The sequence below is a fragment of the Streptoverticillium olivoreticuli subsp. olivoreticuli genome (genome assembly GCF_003391135.1).
Taxonomy (GTDB): domain Bacteria; phylum Actinomycetota; class Actinomycetes; order Streptomycetales; family Streptomycetaceae; genus Streptomyces; species Streptomyces blastmyceticus.
Map to the genome: position 1 here is coordinate 3,880,189 of NZ_CP031455.1, position 18,296 is coordinate 3,898,484.

Annotated in this window: 11 protein-coding genes and 1 pseudogene; 8 read left to right on the plus strand and 4 right to left on the minus strand. The window is 70.5% G+C overall.

The features are described 5' to 3' along the window. The first annotated feature begins 16 nt into the window (after positions 1-16). Positions 17-1,465 carry an amino acid permease gene (locus tag DXZ73_RS16875; RefSeq protein ID WP_116211820.1) on the plus strand — a complete coding sequence of 483 codons (1,449 nt, stop codon included), beginning with the start codon at positions 17-19 and terminating at the stop codon, positions 1,463-1,465. A gap of 92 nt (positions 1,466-1,557) precedes the next feature. Here the strand turns inward: DXZ73_RS16875 and DXZ73_RS16880 are convergent, their stop codons facing one another. Continuing rightward, the gene (locus DXZ73_RS16880; RefSeq protein WP_116211821.1) at positions 1,558-2,163 is read right to left on the minus strand and encodes a biotin transporter BioY; all 606 of its coding nucleotides are present in this window, start codon (positions 2,161-2,163) and stop codon (positions 1,558-1,560) included. Between the two features lie 294 nt (positions 2,164-2,457). Between DXZ73_RS16880 and DXZ73_RS16885 the strand changes: the two genes are divergently transcribed. The 3 genes from DXZ73_RS16885 to DXZ73_RS16895 all read left to right on the plus strand — a co-directional run bounded on the left by DXZ73_RS16885 (position 2,458) and on the right by DXZ73_RS16895 (position 6,293). Continuing rightward, positions 2,458-3,849, plus strand: coding sequence for an amino acid permease (locus DXZ73_RS16885; protein ID WP_116211822.1), 1,392 nt, complete (start codon positions 2,458-2,460; stop codon positions 3,847-3,849). Positions 3,850-4,066: 217 nt separating this feature from the next. Beyond that, positions 4,067-5,485: an amino acid permease gene (locus tag DXZ73_RS16890; RefSeq protein ID WP_116211823.1), complete on the plus strand. Its 1,419-nt coding sequence runs from the start codon at positions 4,067-4,069 to the stop codon at positions 5,483-5,485. A 166-nt stretch (positions 5,486-5,651) separates the two neighbouring features. Beyond that, entirely contained in the window at positions 5,652-6,293 is a 642-nt protein-coding gene (locus DXZ73_RS16895) for a superoxide dismutase (RefSeq protein WP_116211824.1), read from the plus strand. Positions 6,294-6,596: 303 nt separating this feature from the next. Here the strand turns inward: DXZ73_RS16895 and DXZ73_RS16900 are convergent, their stop codons facing one another. After that, entirely contained in the window at positions 6,597-7,184 is a 588-nt protein-coding gene (locus DXZ73_RS16900) for a hypothetical protein (protein ID WP_116211825.1), read from the minus strand. A 170-nt stretch (positions 7,185-7,354) separates the two neighbouring features. Beyond that, on the minus strand, positions 7,355-8,023 hold the full coding sequence (locus DXZ73_RS16905; RefSeq protein ID WP_275898580.1) for a DsbA family protein: 669 nt from the start codon (positions 8,021-8,023) through the stop codon (positions 7,355-7,357). Positions 8,024-8,113: 90 nt separating this feature from the next. On the opposite strand from DXZ73_RS16905, the gene pepN reads away from it, so the two are divergent. Together pepN and DXZ73_RS16915 are read left to right on the plus strand one after the other, a co-directional pair. Next, positions 8,114-10,717: an aminopeptidase N gene (pepN, locus tag DXZ73_RS16910; RefSeq protein ID WP_116211827.1), complete on the plus strand. Its 2,604-nt coding sequence runs from the start codon at positions 8,114-8,116 to the stop codon at positions 10,715-10,717. 371 nt (positions 10,718-11,088) lie between these two features. Beyond that, entirely contained in the window at positions 11,089-12,144 is a 1,056-nt protein-coding gene (locus DXZ73_RS16915; protein ID WP_116211828.1) for a hypothetical protein, read from the plus strand. Between the two features lie 21 nt (positions 12,145-12,165). On the opposite strand, the gene DXZ73_RS16920 is transcribed toward DXZ73_RS16915, so the two are convergent. Continuing rightward, the gene (locus DXZ73_RS16920) at positions 12,166-13,899 is read right to left on the minus strand and encodes a TIGR03767 family metallophosphoesterase (RefSeq protein ID WP_116211829.1); all 1,734 of its coding nucleotides are present in this window, start codon (positions 13,897-13,899) and stop codon (positions 12,166-12,168) included. 501 nt (positions 13,900-14,400) lie between these two features. Between DXZ73_RS16920 and DXZ73_RS16925 the strand changes: the two are divergent. Further along, positions 14,401-17,076 (plus strand): annotated as a pseudogene (locus DXZ73_RS16925) (S8 family serine peptidase); the annotation flags it as partial. 173 nt (positions 17,077-17,249) lie between these two features. Then, positions 17,250-18,266, plus strand: coding sequence for an aspartate-semialdehyde dehydrogenase (locus tag DXZ73_RS16930; RefSeq protein WP_116211830.1), 1,017 nt, complete (start codon positions 17,250-17,252; stop codon positions 18,264-18,266). The last annotated feature ends 30 nt before the right edge of the window (positions 18,267-18,296 follow it).

Consider the following 18,296-nt stretch of genomic DNA (forward strand, 5'->3'; position numbering starts at 1 on the left):
TTTAAGGAACGAACTCATGGCCACATCGCCGACTCCGACAAAGGCGTCGCACAACGGCGCCCCCGGGCAGGCCGACGCGCCGGCCCAGGACGGCCTGAAGGCCGGACTCAAGAACCGCCACCTCTCCATGATCGCCATCGGCGGCGTGATCGGTGCCGGTCTCTTCGTCGGCTCCGCCTCCGGCATCGCCGCGGCCGGCCCCGGCATCCTCATCTCCTACGCGCTCGTCGGCGCGATGGTCGTCTTCGTGATGCGGATGCTCGGTGAGATGGCCGCCGCCAATCCGACCTCCGGCTCCTTCTCCGCCTACGCGGACCGGGCGCTGGGCCGCTGGGCGGGCTTCTCCATCGGCTGGCTGTACTGGTTCTTCTGGGTCGTGGTGCTCGCGGTCGAGGCGACCGCCGGTGCCAAGATCCTGGAGGGCTGGATCCCGGCCGTGCCGCAGTGGGCCTGGGCGCTGATCGTCATGGTGCTGCTGACCGTGACCAACCTGGGGTCGGTCAGCTCGTACGGCGAGTTCGAGTTCTGGTTCGCCGGGATCAAGGTCGTCGCGATCGGCGCGTTCGTGGTCATCGGTCTGCTGGCCGTGTTCGGCGTGCTGCCGGGCGCGCACAGCGACACCGCGGGGATATCGAACCTCACCTCGCACGGGGGATTCCTGCCGAACGGCCCGGGGGCGATCCTCACCGGTGTCCTGATGGTCGTCTTCTCCTTCATGGGCAGTGAGATCGTCACCCTCGCCGCCGGTGAGTCCGAGGACCCGCGGCGCGCGGTCACCAAGGCCACCAACAGCGTGATCTGGCGCATCGGCGTCTTCTACCTGGGCTCGATCTTCGTGGTCGTCTCCCTGCTGCCGTGGAACTCCAAGGAGATCGCCGACAAGGGCAGCTATGTCGCCGCCCTCGACTCCATCGGCATCCCGCACGCCGGCGAGATCATGAACGTGATCGTCCTGACCGCCGTGCTCTCCTGCCTCAACTCCGGCCTCTACACGGCCTCCCGTATGGCCTTCTCGCTGGGGCAGCGCGGCGACGCCCCGCGGGCCTTCGCCCGGGTGAGCAAGAACGGTGTGCCGCGGATCGCGATCCTGGGTTCGGTCGTCTTCGGCTTCGTGTCGGTCGTCTTCAACTACGTGTGGCCCGACACCGTCTTCAAGTTCCTGCTGAACTCCTCGGGTGCCATCGCCCTCTTCGTCTGGCTGGTCATCTGTGTCACCCAGCTGAAGATGCGCGGCATCATCCTGCGCGAGATGCCGGAGAAGCTCGTGGTGCGGATGTGGCTCTTCCCGTATCTGACCTGGGCCACCATCGGCATGATCACCTTCGTGCTGGGCTACATGCTCTACGACGGCGGCGACAATCGTGAGCAGGTGCTGCTCTCGACGCTGCTCGGTGTGATCGTCGTGGGGGTCGGGCTCGTCCTGGACCGCCGTCGGCGCGCGGTGAAGGCCGCCGCCGGGCAGTAACCGCCGAGGGACGCGAACACATACGGGCCGGGCCCGCACCCTGACTGGATCAGGGGTGCGGGCCCGGCCCGTACGCGTTGCCAGGAAGGGACTCAGCCCCGTCGGCCCAGCAGCTTCCACGCCGCCGGGAGCGCGCCCATCGCGAGGGCCGCCTTGAGCGCGTCACCGATCAGGAACGGGGTCAGGCCCGCGGCGACGGCGTCGGTCAGGGAGAGGTGGGCGTACAGCGCGAGATAGGGGACGCCCACCGCGTAGATGATCGCGGAGCCCAGCGCCATGGTGCCCGCGGTGCGCAGCGCGGAGCGGTCGGCGCCCCGGCGGGCGAGAGCGCCCGCGACGGTGGCGGCGAGCATCATGCCGAGGACGTAGCCGAAGGAGGCGAAGCCCGCGCCGGACCGGGCCTCGGCGAACCACGGCACGCCCGCCATGCCGACCAGGGCGTAGAGCGCGAGGGAGAGGAAGCCGCGCCGCGCGCCGAGCGCGGTGCCGACGAGGAGGACGGCGAAGGTCTGGCCGGTGACGGGGACGGGCGAGCCCGGGACCGGGACGGCTATCTGGGCGGCGACGCCGGTGAGCGCCGCGCCGCCGAGGATCAGGGCGGCGTCGCGGACGCGGGACCGGCCCGCCGTGGACAGGGCGGGGAAGAGCGCGTCGGCGAGGACCGTACCGGTCCGGGTTACTGGGGCAGCGGTGGCCATCGGTACTCCGCGTCATAAAAGAAGGTCAGGGACACCGTGACGTTAATCCAGGGGCCGGGCGTGGACACCGGGCGACCGTGACAAGGCGGTCCGCCCGGCTTTGGAGAGTTCCGAGCGGATCCGCCGCCGGTCGGCGCTGATAAGGGCGCGCCCTTCCCACTCCGTTCCCGGGCCATGCGTGATGCTCGTCACGACGGACCGGCGAAGCTTGGCGTCGGCCGCCCGCTCGGGAGAGTGTGGAGTACCTTCGCAGCCTTTTTGCGCCCATCGCACAGATCCGAGAGTACGAGCGCCATGCATGACGCACCGCCTGCCGCCGAACCGCTGAGCGGCGAGAAGGAACCCCTGTCGGCGGGGCTCAAGCAGCGCCACCTGACGATGCTGGGCCTGGGCGGGGTGATCGGGGCGGGGCTGTTCGTCGGCTCCGGCGGCGGGATCGCCGTCGCGGGTCCGGGGATCATCGTCTCGTATCTGATCGCGGGCGCGCTGGCGATGCTGGTGATGCGGATGCTCGGCGAGATGTCGTCGGCGATGCCCGCCTCGGGCGCCTTCTCCGTGCACGCGGAGCGCGCGCTGGGGCGCTGGGCCGGGTTCACGGTCGGCTGGCTCTACTGGTTCCTGCTGGTGGTCGTGCTCGCAGTGGAGGCGACGGGGGCCGCGCAGATCGCGAGCGGCTGGCTGCCGTCGGTGCCGCAGTGGGCCTGGGTGCTGCTCTTCATGGTGGTCTTCACGACCGCCAATCTCTCCGCGGTGAAGAACTTCGGTGAGTTCGAGTTCTGGTTCGCCACCCTGAAGGTCGGCGCGATCGTCCTCTTCCTGGGGCTGGGTCTGCTGGCCATCTTCGGCGTGCTGCCGGACACGGACGCGGTGGGCATGGGCAACCTCACCGGCAAGGGCGGCTTCCTGCCCAACGGCTGGAGCGGTGTGATCTCCGGCGTCCTCGCCGTCGTCTTCGCCTTCGGCGGCCTGGAGGTCGTCACCATCGCCGCCGCCGAGTCCGACGACCCGGCGCGCGCGGTGGGCCGCGCGGTGCGCAGCGCGGTGTGGCGGATCCTCTTCTTCTATGTGGGCTCGATGCTCGTCATCGTCACCCTGCTGCCGTGGTCGTCGATCGTGCCGGGCAAGAGCCCGTATGTGGCGGTCCTGGACCACATCGGGGTGCCCGGGGCCGGTCAGATCATGAACATCGTGGTCTTCGTGGCGCTGCTGTCCGCGCTGAACGCCAACCTCTACGGGTCCTCCCGGATGGTCTTCTCGCTGGCCGAGCGGGGCGAGGCGCCGCGCTCGCTGCTGAAGGTGTCCGGCGGCGGGGTGCCGCGCCGGGCCGTGCTCGCCTCGGTCGCCTTCGGATTCGCCTCGGTGATATTGAATCTGGAGTGGCCCGACTCGGTCTTCCGCTATCTGCTGAACGCGGTCGGTGCCGTACTCCTCTTCGTCTGGGGTCTGATCGCCGCCTCCCAGCTGCGGCTGCGGCGGCGCATCGAGCGCGAGATGCCGGAGAAGCTCGCGCTGCGGATGTGGGCATTCCCCTATCTCACGTGGGTGGCGCTCGCGGGGATGGGCGGCGTGCTGGTCCTGATGCTCACGGACGACGGCGCACGGCCCCAGCTGCTGTGGTCGGGGGCGGCGACGGCGGCGGTGCTCGCGGTCGCCGGGCTGCGCGAACTCCGCCTGCGGCGGCGCTGATTTCCGGCCGCGGAACGCGGACCCGATTCCCTTTTAACGGAGCCATTTCTTCCGTTCCAGTCGCAATATGAGTTGCTTCTGGAGATATGACTCATGCACAGTCAGTGACGTTGCCGTCTAGATATCGGACAGCAATGTCACAACTGTTGTCCTGAGCGAACATGGCCTCCACACTGAGGCAACTTTTCCGCTCTCACCCCACGGGAATCACACGATCATGACTCGGACACCTGCGACCTCCTCCGCGCCACCGCGCGGCGAGGTCACCGATCAGGCGCCGGGCGGCACGGATCTGTCGCACGGCCTCAAGCAGCGCCATCTGTCGATGATCGCCCTCGGCGGTGTGATCGGCGCCGGCCTCTTCGTCGGCTCGGGCGCGGGCATCGCCGCGGCCGGTCCCGCCATCGTCCTCGCCTATGCGGTCTCCGGGCTGCTGGTGATGCTCGTGATGCGCATGCTGGGCGAGATGTCGGCGGCCAACCCCGCCTCGGGCACCTTCTCCGTGCACGCCGAGCGCGCGATAGGCCCCTGGGCGGGCTTCACCGTCGGGTGGATGTTCTGGGTGGAGCTGTGCGTGGGCATCGCCGTGGAGGCGATCGGCGCGGCGGCCATCATGGTCTCGTGGTTCCCCTCGACGTCCTCGTGGATGTGGGTCCTGCTCTTCATGGCGGTCTTCTGCGGGGCCAACCTCGCGGCCGTCGGCAATTTCGGCGAGTTCGAATTCTGGTTCGCCACCCTGAAGGTCGCCGCGATCGGTGTCTTCCTGGTGCTGGGCGTCCTGGCGATCCTGGGGCTGCTGCCGGGCACCGACGCGCCGGGCACCGGCAACCTCACCGGCCACGGCGGCTTCGTCCCCAACGGCGCCAACGGCCTGGTCGCCGGCCTGCTGGCCTCGGTCTTCGCCTACGGCGGCCTGGAGACGGTGACGATCGCGGCGGCGGAGTCCGAGCAGCCGGTCAAGGGCGTCGCCAAGGCCGTGCGGACGGCGATGTGGCGAATAGCCCTGTTCTACGTCGGCTCGATGCTCGTCGTCGTCACGGTGATCCCGTGGACCAACAAGTCGATCACCGAGAACGGCCCCTATGTCGCGGTCCTGAAGTACCTGGACATCCCGGCCGCCGGGCAGATCATGAACGTCATCGTCCTGATCGCCCTGCTCTCCGCGATGAACGCCAACATCTACGGCGCCTCCCGCATGTCGTACTCCCTCGTCCAGCGCGGCGAGGGCCCCCGCTTCCTCGCCAAGGTCTACGGCGGCGTGCCGCGGCTGACCGTGCTGGCCTCCTCCGCCTTCGGCTTCTGCGCGGTGCTGTTCAGCTACTGGTGGCCGACGACGGTCTTCAAGTGGCTGCTGTACATGACGGGCGCGGCGATCCTGGTGGTGTGGGCCTTCATCGCCGTCACCCAGCTGCTGATGCGGCGCCGGCTGGAGCGGGAGTCCCCGGAGAAGCTGGTCGTCCGGATGTGGCTCTTCCCCGCCCTCACCTGGGTGGCGCTGGCCGGGATCCTCGGGGTGCTGGCGCTGATGCTGCGCGAGGAGGACACCCGGGTGCAGCTGTACTCCACGGCCGGGCTCACGGCCGCGCTCGCGATCGCCGGTTACGCGCGCCAGCGGTTCCGGGCCGCCAGGAGCTGACACACCGACATCACTCCACCGTACGAGGCGGGGTAGGTCCTGATCTTCAGGACCTACCCCGCCTCCGTCTTTGGACCGAAGCCCACCCCCGCAACCGCAATTCACAATCACTTGCTGGTAGCGTCTACCTGCAAGTTAATTGCAATAAGCAGTCGGAGGGCTCGGCATGGCCATCTACACACTTCCTGAACTCCCTTACGATTACGCGGCGCTCCAGCCGGTCATCGACGCGAAGATCATCGAGCTGCACCACGACAAGCACCACGCCGCGTACGTCAAGGGTGCGAACGACACACTTGAACAGCTCGCCGAGGCCCGCGACAAGGACCAGTGGGGCGCCATCAACGGCCTGGAGAAGAACCTGGCCTTCCACCTTTCCGGCCACATCCTGCACAGCATCTACTGGCAGAACATGACCGGCGACGGCGGCGGCGAGCCCCTCGACAAGGACGGCGTGGGCGAGCTGGCGGACGCCATCGCCGAGTCGTTCGGCTCCTTCGCGAAGTTCAAGGCGCAGCTCACCAAGGCGTCGGCCACCACCCAGGGCTCCGGCTGGGGCGTCCTCGCCTACGAGCAGGTCAGCGGCCGCCTCATCGTCGAGCAGGTCTACGACCACCAGGGCAACGTCGGCCAGGGCTCGGTCCCGATCCTGGTCTTCGACGCCTGGGAGCACGCGTTCTACCTTCAGTACAAGAACCAGAAGGTGGACTTCATCGAGGCCATGTGGCAGGTCGTCAACTGGCAGGACGTCGCGGCGCGCTACGCCGCGGCGAAGGAGCGCGGCAACACGCTGCTGCTCGTGCCGTAACCCCTGCGTCCTGCTCGTGATCGTCTTCTCACCCTTCACGCAGCAGGCGAGGCCCCCACGTGAGTGGTTCACGTGGGGGCCTTTACCTTTCGGGGCACGGGTTTGTCGCCGCCTGCGGCGGGGCGCCCTGCGGGCGCGTCCTCAATCGCCGGACGGGCTGATTTCAGCCCGTCCGGCGATTGAGGACAGCGCGCGGAGCGTGCTTCGGGGTCTGGGGCGGAGCCCCGGTTCGGGAAGGGGCGGGGTGGGGAACAAAGCCCGCCGGGCCGCACCCGACCGGGGGTCCAGGGCGGAGCCCTGGCCTCACACGTGGCCGAACGCCTCGCCCGTCACCGTGAACTCCCGTGCCAGACCCGCCTCGTGGAGACGCCCCCCGCCGCCCCACACCTTGCACACCGCGAACCGGTAGTCCGTGACCACCGCCCCGTCGGGAGACACCCGCACCGTCCCCGTCAGCCGGTAGTCGACCGCGCGCAGCGCGAGCCACCAGTCCGTGCCGCCCCGCCGCGTGAGCGTCACCGCCCGCCAGCCGCTGTCCGCCGGATAGGCGGACGACGTGCGGGGCCCCTCGCGCCACCGCGCCACCGCTTCCGCGCGCCAGCGGTCGAGCTGCTCCTCGGCGACGGACCGTACCCCCGGAAGGGCGAGCAGCAGCGCGGCGTCCACCCGGTAGGGCGCGCCGGTGCCGCGCAGATAGTGCCGCAGGGTGCCGGCCGTCTGCCGCAGGCCCAGCGCCGCCCAGAACGGCGGCAGGGCACGGCAGACGGCACGCGTCACCAGGTCGTACGGGCGGACGGGCCGCTCCGCGAAGCGGGCGTTGCCGCCCGGCGGCTCCGTGTCCGCCCGGCCGCCCGTGCGGCCGAGCGGGCGGGAGAGGTCCGTCTTGCCCATACCGGGACATTAAGGGACCTCATCGGGCGCCGCCCGTCGAGCTGCGCCGTCGGTAGAAAAGCGGCACCCTCAGTCGAAGACCGGCCCCCGCGTCCGCGTCCGCTTACCGCACCCCCCGGGGGACGACCCCCGGACCCCCAGCCGGATCCGCGCCGTCTCCCCCTGGGGCCTCAGTCGAAGATCGGACCCTGCGTCCGCGTGCGCTTGATCTCGTAGAAGCCCGGCGTCGAGGCGACCAGCAGCGTGCCGTCCCACAGGCGGGCCGCCGCCTCGCCCTTGGGGGCGGGGGTGACGACCGGGCCGAAGAACGCGACCTGCTCGCCGTCCGCGCCCGGCACCGCGATGACCGGGGTGCCGACGTCCTGGCCGACCTTGTCGATGCCCTCCTGGTGCGAGGCGCGCAGCTCCGCGTCGAACGCGTCCGTGTAACCCGCTTCCGCCAGCTCCACCGGAAGACCGGCCTCCACCAGCGCGGCCTCGATCGTCGCGCGGTCGCGCGGCAGGCCCTGGACGTGGAAGCGGGTGCCGAGCGCGGTGTAGAGCGCGCCGAGCACCTCCGGGCCGTGCTTCTTCGCGGCCGCGATGCACACGCGCACCGAGGCCCAGGCGCTGCCGCCGGGGAGCATCGCCTCGCGGAACGCCTCGGGGATCTCGTCCAGTTTGTTCTCGTTGAGAACGGCCAGGCTCATGACGTGCCAGCGAACCTCCACGGGCCGCACCTTCTCGACCTCCAGCATCCAGCGGGAGGTCATCCACGCCCACGGGCACTGGGGGTCGAACCAGAAGTCTGCGACGGTCTTCTCGGAAGCGGTCACGCGAATCTCCTCATGAGAGCTCATCTGAGCTGGTCAGTAGCAGCTTCAACAACATGCCCCATGCCATGATTCCTGAGTTGTCCGAGTTCCGAGACGAAGCCGAGGGAGCCACCTGTGCCCGGTGAGAATCTGACCCGTGAGGAGGCCCGCGACCGGGCCCGGCTGCTGGCGGTGGACGCCTATGACGTGGCGCTCGACCTGCGGTCCGCGGTGGGCGCGGCCCCTGAGAACCGTACGTTCCGTTCGGTGACCACGATCCGCTTCCGCTGCTCCGAGCCGGGAGCCGGCAGCTTCGCCGACCTCGTGGCGCCGTCGGTCACCTCCGTGACCCTCAACGGCGAGAAGCTCGACCCCGCGGCGGTCTTCGACGGCACGCGGATCGCGCTGCCCTCGCTCGCCGCCGAGAACGTCCTGGTCGTGGACGCCCAGTGCGCGTACAGCCGGACCGGTGAGGGCCTGCACCGCTTCGTCGACCCGGAGGACGGCGAGGTCTATCTCTACACGCAGTACGAGCCCGCCGACGCCCGCCGGGTCTTCGCCGATTTCGAGCAGCCCGACCTGAAGGCGCCCTTCACCTTCACGGTGACCGCGCCCGCCGGCTGGACCGTCCTCGGCAACGGCGAGGCGGCCGGTGAGCCCGAGCCCGCCGGGGCCGACGGCGCCACCTGGCACTTCGTGCCGACGCGGCCGATCTCGACATACATCACCGCCGTGGTCGCCGGCCCGTACCACGTGGTCCGCGACCACTACAGCCGCACGTTCGAGGACGGCACGGTCCTTCAGATCCCGCTGGGCGCGCTCTGCCGCAAGGGCCTCGCGCGGTACTTCGACGCCGACGAGATCTTCACCGTCACCAAGCAGGGCCTGGACTTCTTCCACGACCACTTCGACTACCCGTATCCGTTCGGGAAGTACGACCAGGCGTTCGTGCCCGAGTACAACATCGGCGCGATGGAGAACCCGGGGTGCGTGACCTTCCGGGAGGAGTTCGTCTTCCGCGGCAAGGTGACCCGGTCCTCGTACGAGCGGCGGGCCAACGTCATCCTGCACGAGATGGCGCACATGTGGTTCGGCGACCTGGTGACCATGGAGTGGTGGGACGACCTGTGGCTCAAGGAGTCGTTCGCCGACTTCATGGGCTCGTTCTCGCAGGTCGAGGCGACGCGCTACGACAACGCCTGGATCACCTTCGCCAACCAGCGCAAGTCCTGGGCCTACCGCGCCGACCAGCTGCCCTCCACCCACCCGGTCACGGCCGACATCCGTGACCTGGAGGACGCCAAGCTGAACTTCGACGGCATCACCTACTCCAAGGGCGCCTCGGTGCTCAAGCAGCTCGTCGCCTACGTGGGCCGGGACGCCTTCTTCGAGGGCGCCCGCCGCTACTTCAAGCGCCACGCCTACGGCAACACGCGCCTCGCGGACCTGCTGTCCGTGCTGGAGGAGACCTCGGGCCGGGACATGGCCGGCTGGTCGCGCTCCTGGCTCCAGACGGCGGGCGTCAACTCCCTGACGCCTCTGGTCACCTGTGACGCCGCCGACCGGATCACGGAGCTCGCGATCCTCCAGGAGGCACCGGAGTCCCACCCCACGCTCCGCCCGCACCGGGTGGCCGTGGGCCTCTACCGGCGGCGGGAGGACGACGGCACGCTCGTGCGGTACGCGCGCGCCGAGGTGGACGTCTCCGGGCCCCGTACGGTCGTGACCGAGCTCGCCGGGGCCGAGCGGCCGGAGCTCGTGCTGGTCAACGACGAGGACCTCACCTTCTGCAAGATCCGCTTCGACGAGGTCTCGCTGGCCACCCTCCGCAGGCACCTGGACGAGCTCACCGACCCCCTCGCCCGCGCCCTGTGCTGGTCCGCGCTGTGGAACCTCACGCGCGACGGGCTGATGCCCGCCCGCGACTTCGTCGGTCTCGTCGAGCGCTTCGCCGGGGCCGAGACCGAGATCGGCGTGCTCCAGATGGTGCAGAGCTGGGCGCAGTCCGCCCTGGTGCACTACGCCGCCCCCGACTGGCGCGCCCAGGGCGGGCGGACCCTGGCCGGGAGCGCGCTGCGCGAGCTGCGGCTCGCCGAGCCCGGCAGCGGCCACCAGCTGGCGTGGGCGTCGTTCTTCGCCCAGCTCGCCACCGCGGAGTCCGACCTCCAGCTGCTGCGCGAACTGCTGGACGGGGCCGGGAAGATCGACGGGCTGGAGGTCGACCAGGAGCTGCGCTGGGCGTTCCTGGCCACGCTCACCGCCCAGGGCGCGGCCGACGAGTCCGCCCTCACGGCCGAGCTGGCCCGGGACAACACCGCCTCCGGCAAGCGGCACCAGGTGCGCTGCCTGGCGGCGCGGCCGTCCGCCGAGGTCAAGGCGGAGGCGTGGGCGGCCGTCGTGGAGTCCGACACCCTCTCGAACGCGCTCGCCGAGGCGACCATCGCGGGCTGGAACCAGCCGTCGCAGCGTCCGCTGCTGGCCCCTTACGCGCAGCGGTACTTCGATTCCGTCGAGCGGGTCTGGCAGGAGCGGTCGATCGAGATCGGCATGGCCGTCGTCCGCGGCCTCTTCCCCCTGCTCCAGGGGGACCGGCGGACGCTGGACCTGACGGACGCGTGGCTGTCGGCCCATGAGGACGCCGCACCGGCGCTGCGCCGCCTGGTGGTCGAGGCCCGGGACGACCTCGCGCGCGCACTGCGCGCGCAGACGTGCGACTCGGCTGCCGCCGGGGCCGCCTGACCCACCCTGCCGCCCGGTGGGCGGACACCCGCTCCGCGGGTGTCCTCGAACGCCGGACGGGCTGATTTCAGCCGTCCGGCGTTTGAGGACAAGCGGCGCAGCCGCTTCGGGGGGGCTGGGGGCTGGCCCCCAGTTTCGGGAAGGGGCGGGGCTGGGGAGACAACCCACCGGGCCGCACCCGGGCGGGGGTCCGGGGCGGAGCCCCGGCCTCGGCGGAGCCGAGCATCAGACGCTGCGGGAAGGGGCGGGGTTGGGGAGGATCTCCCCCCTCGGTCGTCGAACGCCCGTACTTTAGGACAGAGTTGTCCGGATTTGCCTACGGGCCTGTAACACCGGGTTAGAGCCACCGCGAACAGCGGCACTGGCTAGACATGAATCACGGAACCCCACTCTCGCCCCGCCCGCTGCACCACCTTTCGGACGTGCGCCACCGTGTCATGACGTCGCGTCAGCTCCGCGACCACGGCGTGCCGGGCGCCGTCGTGACCGAGCGCTGCCGCCCCGGCGGGCCCTGGCAGCAGCTGCTCCCCGGCGTGTTCCTGCTCCGCACCGGGCCCGCCACCAGCGAGGAGCGGCTGCACGCCGCGCTGATGTACACCATGCCGCGCGCCCAGGGCCTGCCCTCGCAGCCCGGCCCCGGCACGGCGACCGCCGCTGCCCGGCAGGCCGCGGCGGGCCCGTACGGCGACGCGATGATCACCGGGATGGCGGCGCTCGCCCTGCACCGCTTCACGTCCGTCCCCCCGCTGCTCTCCCTCGACCAGATCGACGTGCTCGTGCCGCGCACCCGGAGGCTGCGGACGACCGGCTTCGTCCGGCTCGTGCGGGCGCACGCCCTGCCGCACCCGAAGACGCTGACGGGTATCCCGGTCGCACCCGTGGCGCGCGCGGTGGCCGACGCCGTCGCCGAGCTCACCGACGCGTCCGCCGTGCGCAGGGTGCTGACGGAGGCCGTGCGCGGCGGGCACTGCGAAGCGCAGGCCGTCGTACGGGAGTTGACGCGCGCCCGGCTGCTGGGGCGGCCCCATGTGGTGGACGCCGTGGACACCCTGCTCGCCGAGAGCCGGGCCGTCGCGGAGGGCCGGCTGTACGACCTGGTGCGCGAGCACGGGCTGCCCGTACCGCTGTGGAACGTGGACCTCCGGCTGCCCGGGGGCCCGTCCCTCGGGCGGGTGGACGCGTTCTGGCCCGAGCACAGCGTCGCGCTGGAGATCGACTCGCGGACGCCGCGCCAGGACGACGAGGCGCTGTGGTCGGAGCAGTACCGCAAGCGCGAGCACCTGGAGCGGCTCGGCATCACGGTGGTGCACCTGACGCCGAAGAAGCTGCGGGACACGCCCGACCAGCAGGCCGCGGTGGTCCGCACCGCCGTGATGGCGTCGGCCGACCGCGACCCTGCCGCGTATCTCGTCGTCCTGCCCCACTGAACCGGCGTGGGGACCGGGGGCTCAGCGCCTGGGGAGCAGCAGCTCGGTGTTGCGGTCGTCGGCCGCGCCGCCGAGGGAGGTGTCCGCGCCGGGGGCGTTGAAGGCCAGCTCGCGGTAGAGGGAGGCGAGGCCGGTCTGGGAGAGGTCGCCGAAGTCGGTGCGGTAGGGGGCGGCGGACTCGATGAGCGTGGTGAAGAGGGACATCGTGCCGTCGTGGTTGTCCGTGACCTCGATGATCCGCGCCAGCTGGGGGTAGTCGACGTGGGAGGCGGTGGCGATCTCCCAGAAGGTGCCGCGCGGCCGGATGCGGTTGCGGTGGCTGTGCCCGTTGATCCAGGCCAGGACGTTGTTGTGGCTCTGGAGGAGGCGGATCAGCTCGTTGCCGTCGTGCCGGTCGTCGTCGGGGCTGGCGGGGTCGGGGGTGAGGTTGTCCATGCTCCAGCTGGGGTGGTGGCTGAAGACGAGGGCGTATTTGTCGCGGTAGTTCCGCAAGGTCCGGTCCAGCCAGAGGAGTTGGTCCGTTCCGATGGAGCCCTGGTAGTGGCCGCCGGGGTCGGTCGAGTCGAGGCTGATGCCGACGACGCTGTCGGAGACCTTGAAGGAGTAGTAGAGCTTGCCGGAGTCGAGGTTGTCGCGGGAGTAGCCGTGGCCCACGGGCCCGTGTCCGGTGTATTTGCGGTCGAGGTGGGCGGCGACGTACTGGTGCGGGGTGAGCGGGACGCGGCGCGGGTCGGGGGTGACGGTGCGCATCTCCTTCTTGTGGACGCGCAGCAGCTCACGGATGCGCTCCCCCTTGGGGTCGGCGCCCTTGGACTCGCCGTCCATGAGCCACTTCGCGTCCGCGGCGGAGATGATCTGGAGCTTCTTGTTGCCGACGGCGGCGTCCTGGATGAAGGTGCCCGCGGCGGGGTAGCAGCCGCCGGACAGCAGGTCGTGGTTGCCGAAGGTGGAGTACCACGGGATGTTGAGGCCGGGGCTGTTGACGCTGCGGGTGGCGGCGGAGAGATAGCCGTCGATGCGGGGGTAGCCGACCTGCTTGTCCTGGTCGCGCAGGGCGCTCTCGGGGTGCCAGAAGAGTTTGAGTCCGCTGTTCTGCACGCCCTCGTAGTGGCGCGGGTCGCCGGTGTTGGGGTTCATCCGGCCGCCGCTGAGGGCGGTCAGGAACCACTCGACCTCGATCTTCGCGTTCTCGTCGCCGTTGTCGCCGGTGGTGATGACGAAGCCGAAGGGGGTGCCGGTGGCCGGGCCGCGGCGGATCTTGTTGACGCGCTCGACGAGGGAGACCACCCCGGGCAGGGTGAGCGCCTCGTGCGGGCGCCAGGCGCCGGGCTCCCCGGCGCGGAAGAACTCGTAGCGCAGCGGGTGCTGGACGTCCGTGAGGTGGAGGTCGGTGAACTGGACGAAGGAGGCCAGCGTGGAGCGCCGGTCCTCCCGGCCGTTCTTCCCGGCGATCAGGTCCGGGCGCACGACGCGGGGCCAGCCGGGGCCGTCGCCGAGCCGCCGGTAGCCGCCGCTGCCGCGGGGTGCCGCGACGGAGACGAGGGTGGTGCCCGCGCCCGTGGGGGCGCCCGCGGCGGCGGCCGCCGCCTGCTTGGCGGAGGCCGCCGCGGAATCGTCGGGGCCGGTGGCTGCCGCGCTGCCGTCCGATCCCAGGGCCATGCCGATGCCGGTGGCGGTGGTCACGGCACCGGCCGCGGCGAGGAACGTACGGCGGTCGAGGCCGGCGGCTGCGGGTCCGTCAGATCTGCGGTACATATGCGGTCTCCCCGAGTGCGAACGCGAATGCTGGGCTTGACGGCGGGTCCTGCTGGCGGGTCGGTGCGGTCCTGGTTCCTGTCACTGAGGATCGTTGGCAGTGGGGGTGGCGTGGGCGTGAACACGACCGCAACGGCCGCCGCCGATCACCTCACATCGATCTTGGCGATTGCGAATCGACATACACCACTCGTCCCCTGGCGAGCTGACGCTCACTCAGCGTTCACCCGCGTGGGGAGCACCCGGCCGGTATTGGGACCAAGGCTGTAGTCCGTTTGCGCTACACCCTCTGAGCTGCGAGAACGCCCATGACCGCTTCACGGCCTTCGGCATGCTTCCTCCCGTGTGGCGAATGGCGGGTTTACGCCACTCTTACTTTCCCTCACTGACAACTCTCCCCAAACCCCCGTCACTTCCATAAAAGTGATCGGTCATCCGGCTCCGATTTCCGGACGCCCCCTGTACAGCCCGCTCCTGCCGTCAACCCAGCTAGGGATGTTCATGACCCCCGCAGACCGGACCGCGCCCCTCGGCGGCGCGAGACACAAGCCGTACGCCGTGACCCGAATAGCCACCGCGGCCGCCCTGGTGGCCGCGCTCACCGCGGCGGGCGCCGCCCCCGCGCTCGCCTCGGGCCCCTCCCCCGCGCCGGGCCCCAACTCGGGTCCCTCCAAGCTCGGTTCGCACAACGCGGCCCTGCTCGCCGACGCCAAGGCCGACGGCGACAAGACCGTCACCATGATGATCGCCACCGCCCCGGGGCAGACCGCCCAGGTCGCCGGGAAGCTCGACGCCATCAAGGGCGCCTCGGTCGGGCAGACCTACGACAAGCTCGGCTACGTCCGGGCCACCGTGCCGACCCCGAAGGCCGACGCCGCGATCGCCGAGGCGCAGAAGCTGGGCTCGGTGCACGGCATCGACCTCAAGCAGGAGATCAAGCTTCCCGACCCCTCGCCGAAGGCGGACTCCGTCCAGGGCGCCAAGGGGCGGAAGGCGGGCTCCTACCCGGGCCCCTCCAAGGACACCCCGGCGAAGAACCCCTACCAGCCGGCCTTCGAGACCGGCGCCGTCGACTTCGTCGAGGACCACCCCAAGGCCGACGGCCGCGGCGTGACCATCGGCATCCTCGACTCGGGCATCGACCTCGGCCACCCGGCGCTCCAGAAGACCACCACCGGTGAACGCAAGATCGTCGACTGGGTCACGGCCACCGACCCGCTGACCGACAAGGACGACACCTGGCTGCCGATGACGTCCGACGTCACCGGCCCCAGCTTCTCCTTCGGCGGCCGGACGTACACCGCGCCGGGCAACGGCTCGTACGAGGTCGCGCTCTTCCGCGAGAGCGCCACCGTCGGCGGCGACATGAACGGCGACCTCAACCGGGACGGCGACACCACCGACTCCTGGGCGGTGCTGTACGACAAGGCCAAGGGCACCGTCCGCGTCGACGTGAACGACAACGGCGACTTCTCCGACGACGAGGAGATGAAGCCGTACAAGGACGGCTTCCAGGTCGGCTACTTCGGCAAGGACGACCCGGCCACCCCGATCTCCGAGCGCATCCCCTTCGTCGTGCAGGTCCGCAAGGACGTGCCGATGGACCCCAAGGGCGGCGACTGGATCGGCAAGAAGGCCGACTTCGTCAACATCGGCGTCATCGAGTCCGAGCACGGCACGCACGTCGCGGGCATCACCGCGGCCAACGGGCTGTTCGGCGGGAAGATGAACGGCGCGGCGCCCGGCGCCAAGCTCGTCTCCTCGCGCGCCTGCACCTGGAGCGGCGGCTGCACCAATGTGGCGCTCACCGAGGGCATGATCGACCTCGTCGTCAACCGCGGCGTCGACATCGTCAACATGTCGATCGGCGGCCTCCCCGCCCTCAACGACGGCAACAACGCCCGCGCCGAGCTCTACACCCGCCTCATCGACACCTACGGCGTCCAGCTGGTGATCTCCGCGGGCAACAGCGGCCCCGGCGCCAACACCATCGGCGACCCCGGCCTGGCCGACAAGGTCATCAGCGTCGGCGCGGCCGTGTCGAAGGAGACCTGGGCCGCGAACTACGGCTCCGAGGTCACCACGAAGTACGCGATGATGCCCTTCTCCTCCCGCGGCCCGCGCGAGGACGGCGGCTTCACCCCGACGATCACCGCGCCCGGCGCGTCGATCAACACCACGCCCACCTGGGAGCCCGGCGCCCCCGTCAAGGAGGCCGGCTACGACCTCCCGCCCGGCTACGGCATGCTCCAGGGCACCTCGATGGCCTCCCCGCAGGCCGCCGGCGCCTCCGCGCTGCTGATCTCGGCCGCCAAGCAGAAGCGGATGCCGCTCTCCCCCGCCGACCTGCGGACCGCGCTGACCAGCACCGCCAAGCAGATCAAGGGCGTGCAGGCGTACGAGCAGGGCTCGGGCCTGATCAACATCGAGGACGCCTGGGACGCCCTGCGCGACCACGCGACGGCGCACACCTACACCGTCAAGGCGCCCGTCTCCACCGCGCTGTCCGACAGGCTCAAGACGCCGGGCTTCGGCACGGGCATCTACGACCGCGAGAGCGGCCTCAAGCCGGGCGAGACCCGGACGTACGACGTGACCATCACCCGTACGTCGGGCCCCGACAAGGCCCTGTGGCACGAGCTGAAGTGGCGGAACAACGACGGCACCTTCAAGCTCGCCGGGGACGACGAGGTGAGGCTGCCGCTGAACAAGCCGGTGACCGTCCAGGTCAAGGCCAAGGCGAAGACCGCCGGGCTGCACAGCGCGATCCTCACCGTGGACGACGACCGCACCGAGGGCATCGACCAGCAGATCATGACGACGGTGATCGCCGCCGAGCCGCTGACCGTCGCGCAGCCGCTGAAGAAGTCCGGCAAGGCGGTGCGCAACGCCACCACCTCGTACTTCGTGACCGTGCCGAAGGGCGCCAAGTCCCTGGACGTGGCCCTCGGTGACCTGGCGGCGGGCAGCCAGACCCGCTTCATCGCGATCAACTCCTACGGCGTCCCGGCCGACCCGACCTCCACGGTCAACTGCTACCCGAACTACCCGAACCCGGCGAACACCTGCCGCCCCGACTCCCGGAGCTACAAGAACCCGGTCCCGGGCGTGTGGGAGATCGAGGTGGAGTCCCGCCGGACGTCACCGCTGCTCGAGAATCCGTACGGCCTGACCGTCACCGCGAACTAGATCATGTGCTCGAACGCCGGACCCGCTGGAAATCGGCCGGTCCGGCGTTCGCGCGGCAGGATCCGGGGTGTCCGTACCCCGGACAACGGATTGGACTTTTGGGGCACCCGGCACCGCATGATGGAGCCGTACATACAGGCGTACAGGAGTAGGGAGTACCCGTGAGGATCGGAATCGTCGGAGCCACCGGCCAGGTCGGCGGAGTCATGCGCAAGATCCTCGCCGAGCGCGAGTTCCCGGTGAGCGAGCTGCGTCTGTTCGCCTCCGCGCGCTCCGCCGGCACCGTCCTCGACGGGGTCACGGTCGAGGACGCCTCCACCGCGGACTACTCCGGCCTGGACATCGTGCTCTTCTCCGCCGGTGGCGCCACCTCCCGCGCGCTCGCGGAGAAGGTCGCCGCGCAGGGCCCGGTCGTGATCGACAACTCCTCCGCCTGGCGGATGGACCCCGAGGTCCCCCTCGTCGTCTCCGAGGTCAACCCGGACGCGATCGCGAACCGCCCCAAGGGCATCATCGCCAACCCGAACTGCACGACCATGGCCGCCATGCCCGTGCTGCGCCCGCTGCACGACGAGGCCGGTCTGACCGCGCTGATCGCCACCACCTACCAGGCCGTCTCCGGCTCGGGCCTCGCCGGTGTGGCGGAGCTGGACGGCCAGGTCCGCGAGGTCGCCGACCGGGCGACCGGGCTGACGCACGACGGCGAGGCCGTGGCCTTCCCGGAGCCCGCCGTCTACAAGCGCCCCATCGCCTTCAACGTGCTGCCCCTGGCCGGCAGCATCGTCGACGACGGCCGCTTCGAGACGGACGAGGAGCAGAAGCTCCGCAACGAGTCCCGCAAGATCCTGGGCATCCCGGAGCTCAAGGTCTCCGGCACCTGCGTCCGGGTGCCGGTCTTCTCCGGCCACTCCCTCCAGGTCAACGCCCGCTTCGAGCGTCCCCTCAGCGTCGAGCGCGCCTACGAGCTGCTCAAGGACGCCCCCGGCGTCGAGCTGTCCGAGATCCCCACCCCGCTCCAGGCGGCCGGCAAGGACGCCTCGTACGTGGGCCGCATCCGCGCCGACGAGACCGCCGAGAACGGCCTCGCGCTCTTCCTCTCCAACGACAACCTCCGCAAGGGCGCGGCGCTCAACGCCGTCCAGATCGCGGAGCTGGTCGCCAAGGAGCTGCGCGGCTGACGCCGTGAGCGATGCACGGAAAGGGCCGGA

Bases quoted from the DNA above. Each gene is read 5' to 3' on its own strand.
- DXZ73_RS16890 (WP_116211823.1), top strand. From the start codon at position 4,067: ATGACTCGGACACCTGCGACCTCCTCCGCGCCACCGCGCGGCGAGGTC.
- DXZ73_RS16900 (WP_116211825.1), bottom strand. From the start codon at position 7,184: ATGGGCAAGACGGACCTCTCCCGCCCGCTCGGCCGCACGGGCGGCCGG.
- DXZ73_RS16905 (WP_275898580.1), bottom strand. From the start codon at position 8,023: ATGAGCTCTCATGAGGAGATTCGCGTGACCGCTTCCGAGAAGACCGTC.
- DXZ73_RS16895 (WP_116211824.1), top strand. From the start codon at position 5,652: ATGGCCATCTACACACTTCCTGAACTCCCTTACGATTACGCGGCGCTC.
- DXZ73_RS16885 (WP_116211822.1), top strand. From the start codon at position 2,458: ATGCATGACGCACCGCCTGCCGCCGAACCGCTGAGCGGCGAGAAGGAA.
- DXZ73_RS16915 (WP_116211828.1), top strand. From the start codon at position 11,089: ATGAATCACGGAACCCCACTCTCGCCCCGCCCGCTGCACCACCTTTCG.
- DXZ73_RS16920 (WP_116211829.1), bottom strand. From the start codon at position 13,899: ATGTACCGCAGATCTGACGGACCCGCAGCCGCCGGCCTCGACCGCCGT.
- DXZ73_RS16880 (WP_116211821.1), bottom strand. From the start codon at position 2,163: ATGGCCACCGCTGCCCCAGTAACCCGGACCGGTACGGTCCTCGCCGAC.
- DXZ73_RS16875 (WP_116211820.1), top strand. From the start codon at position 17: ATGGCCACATCGCCGACTCCGACAAAGGCGTCGCACAACGGCGCCCCC.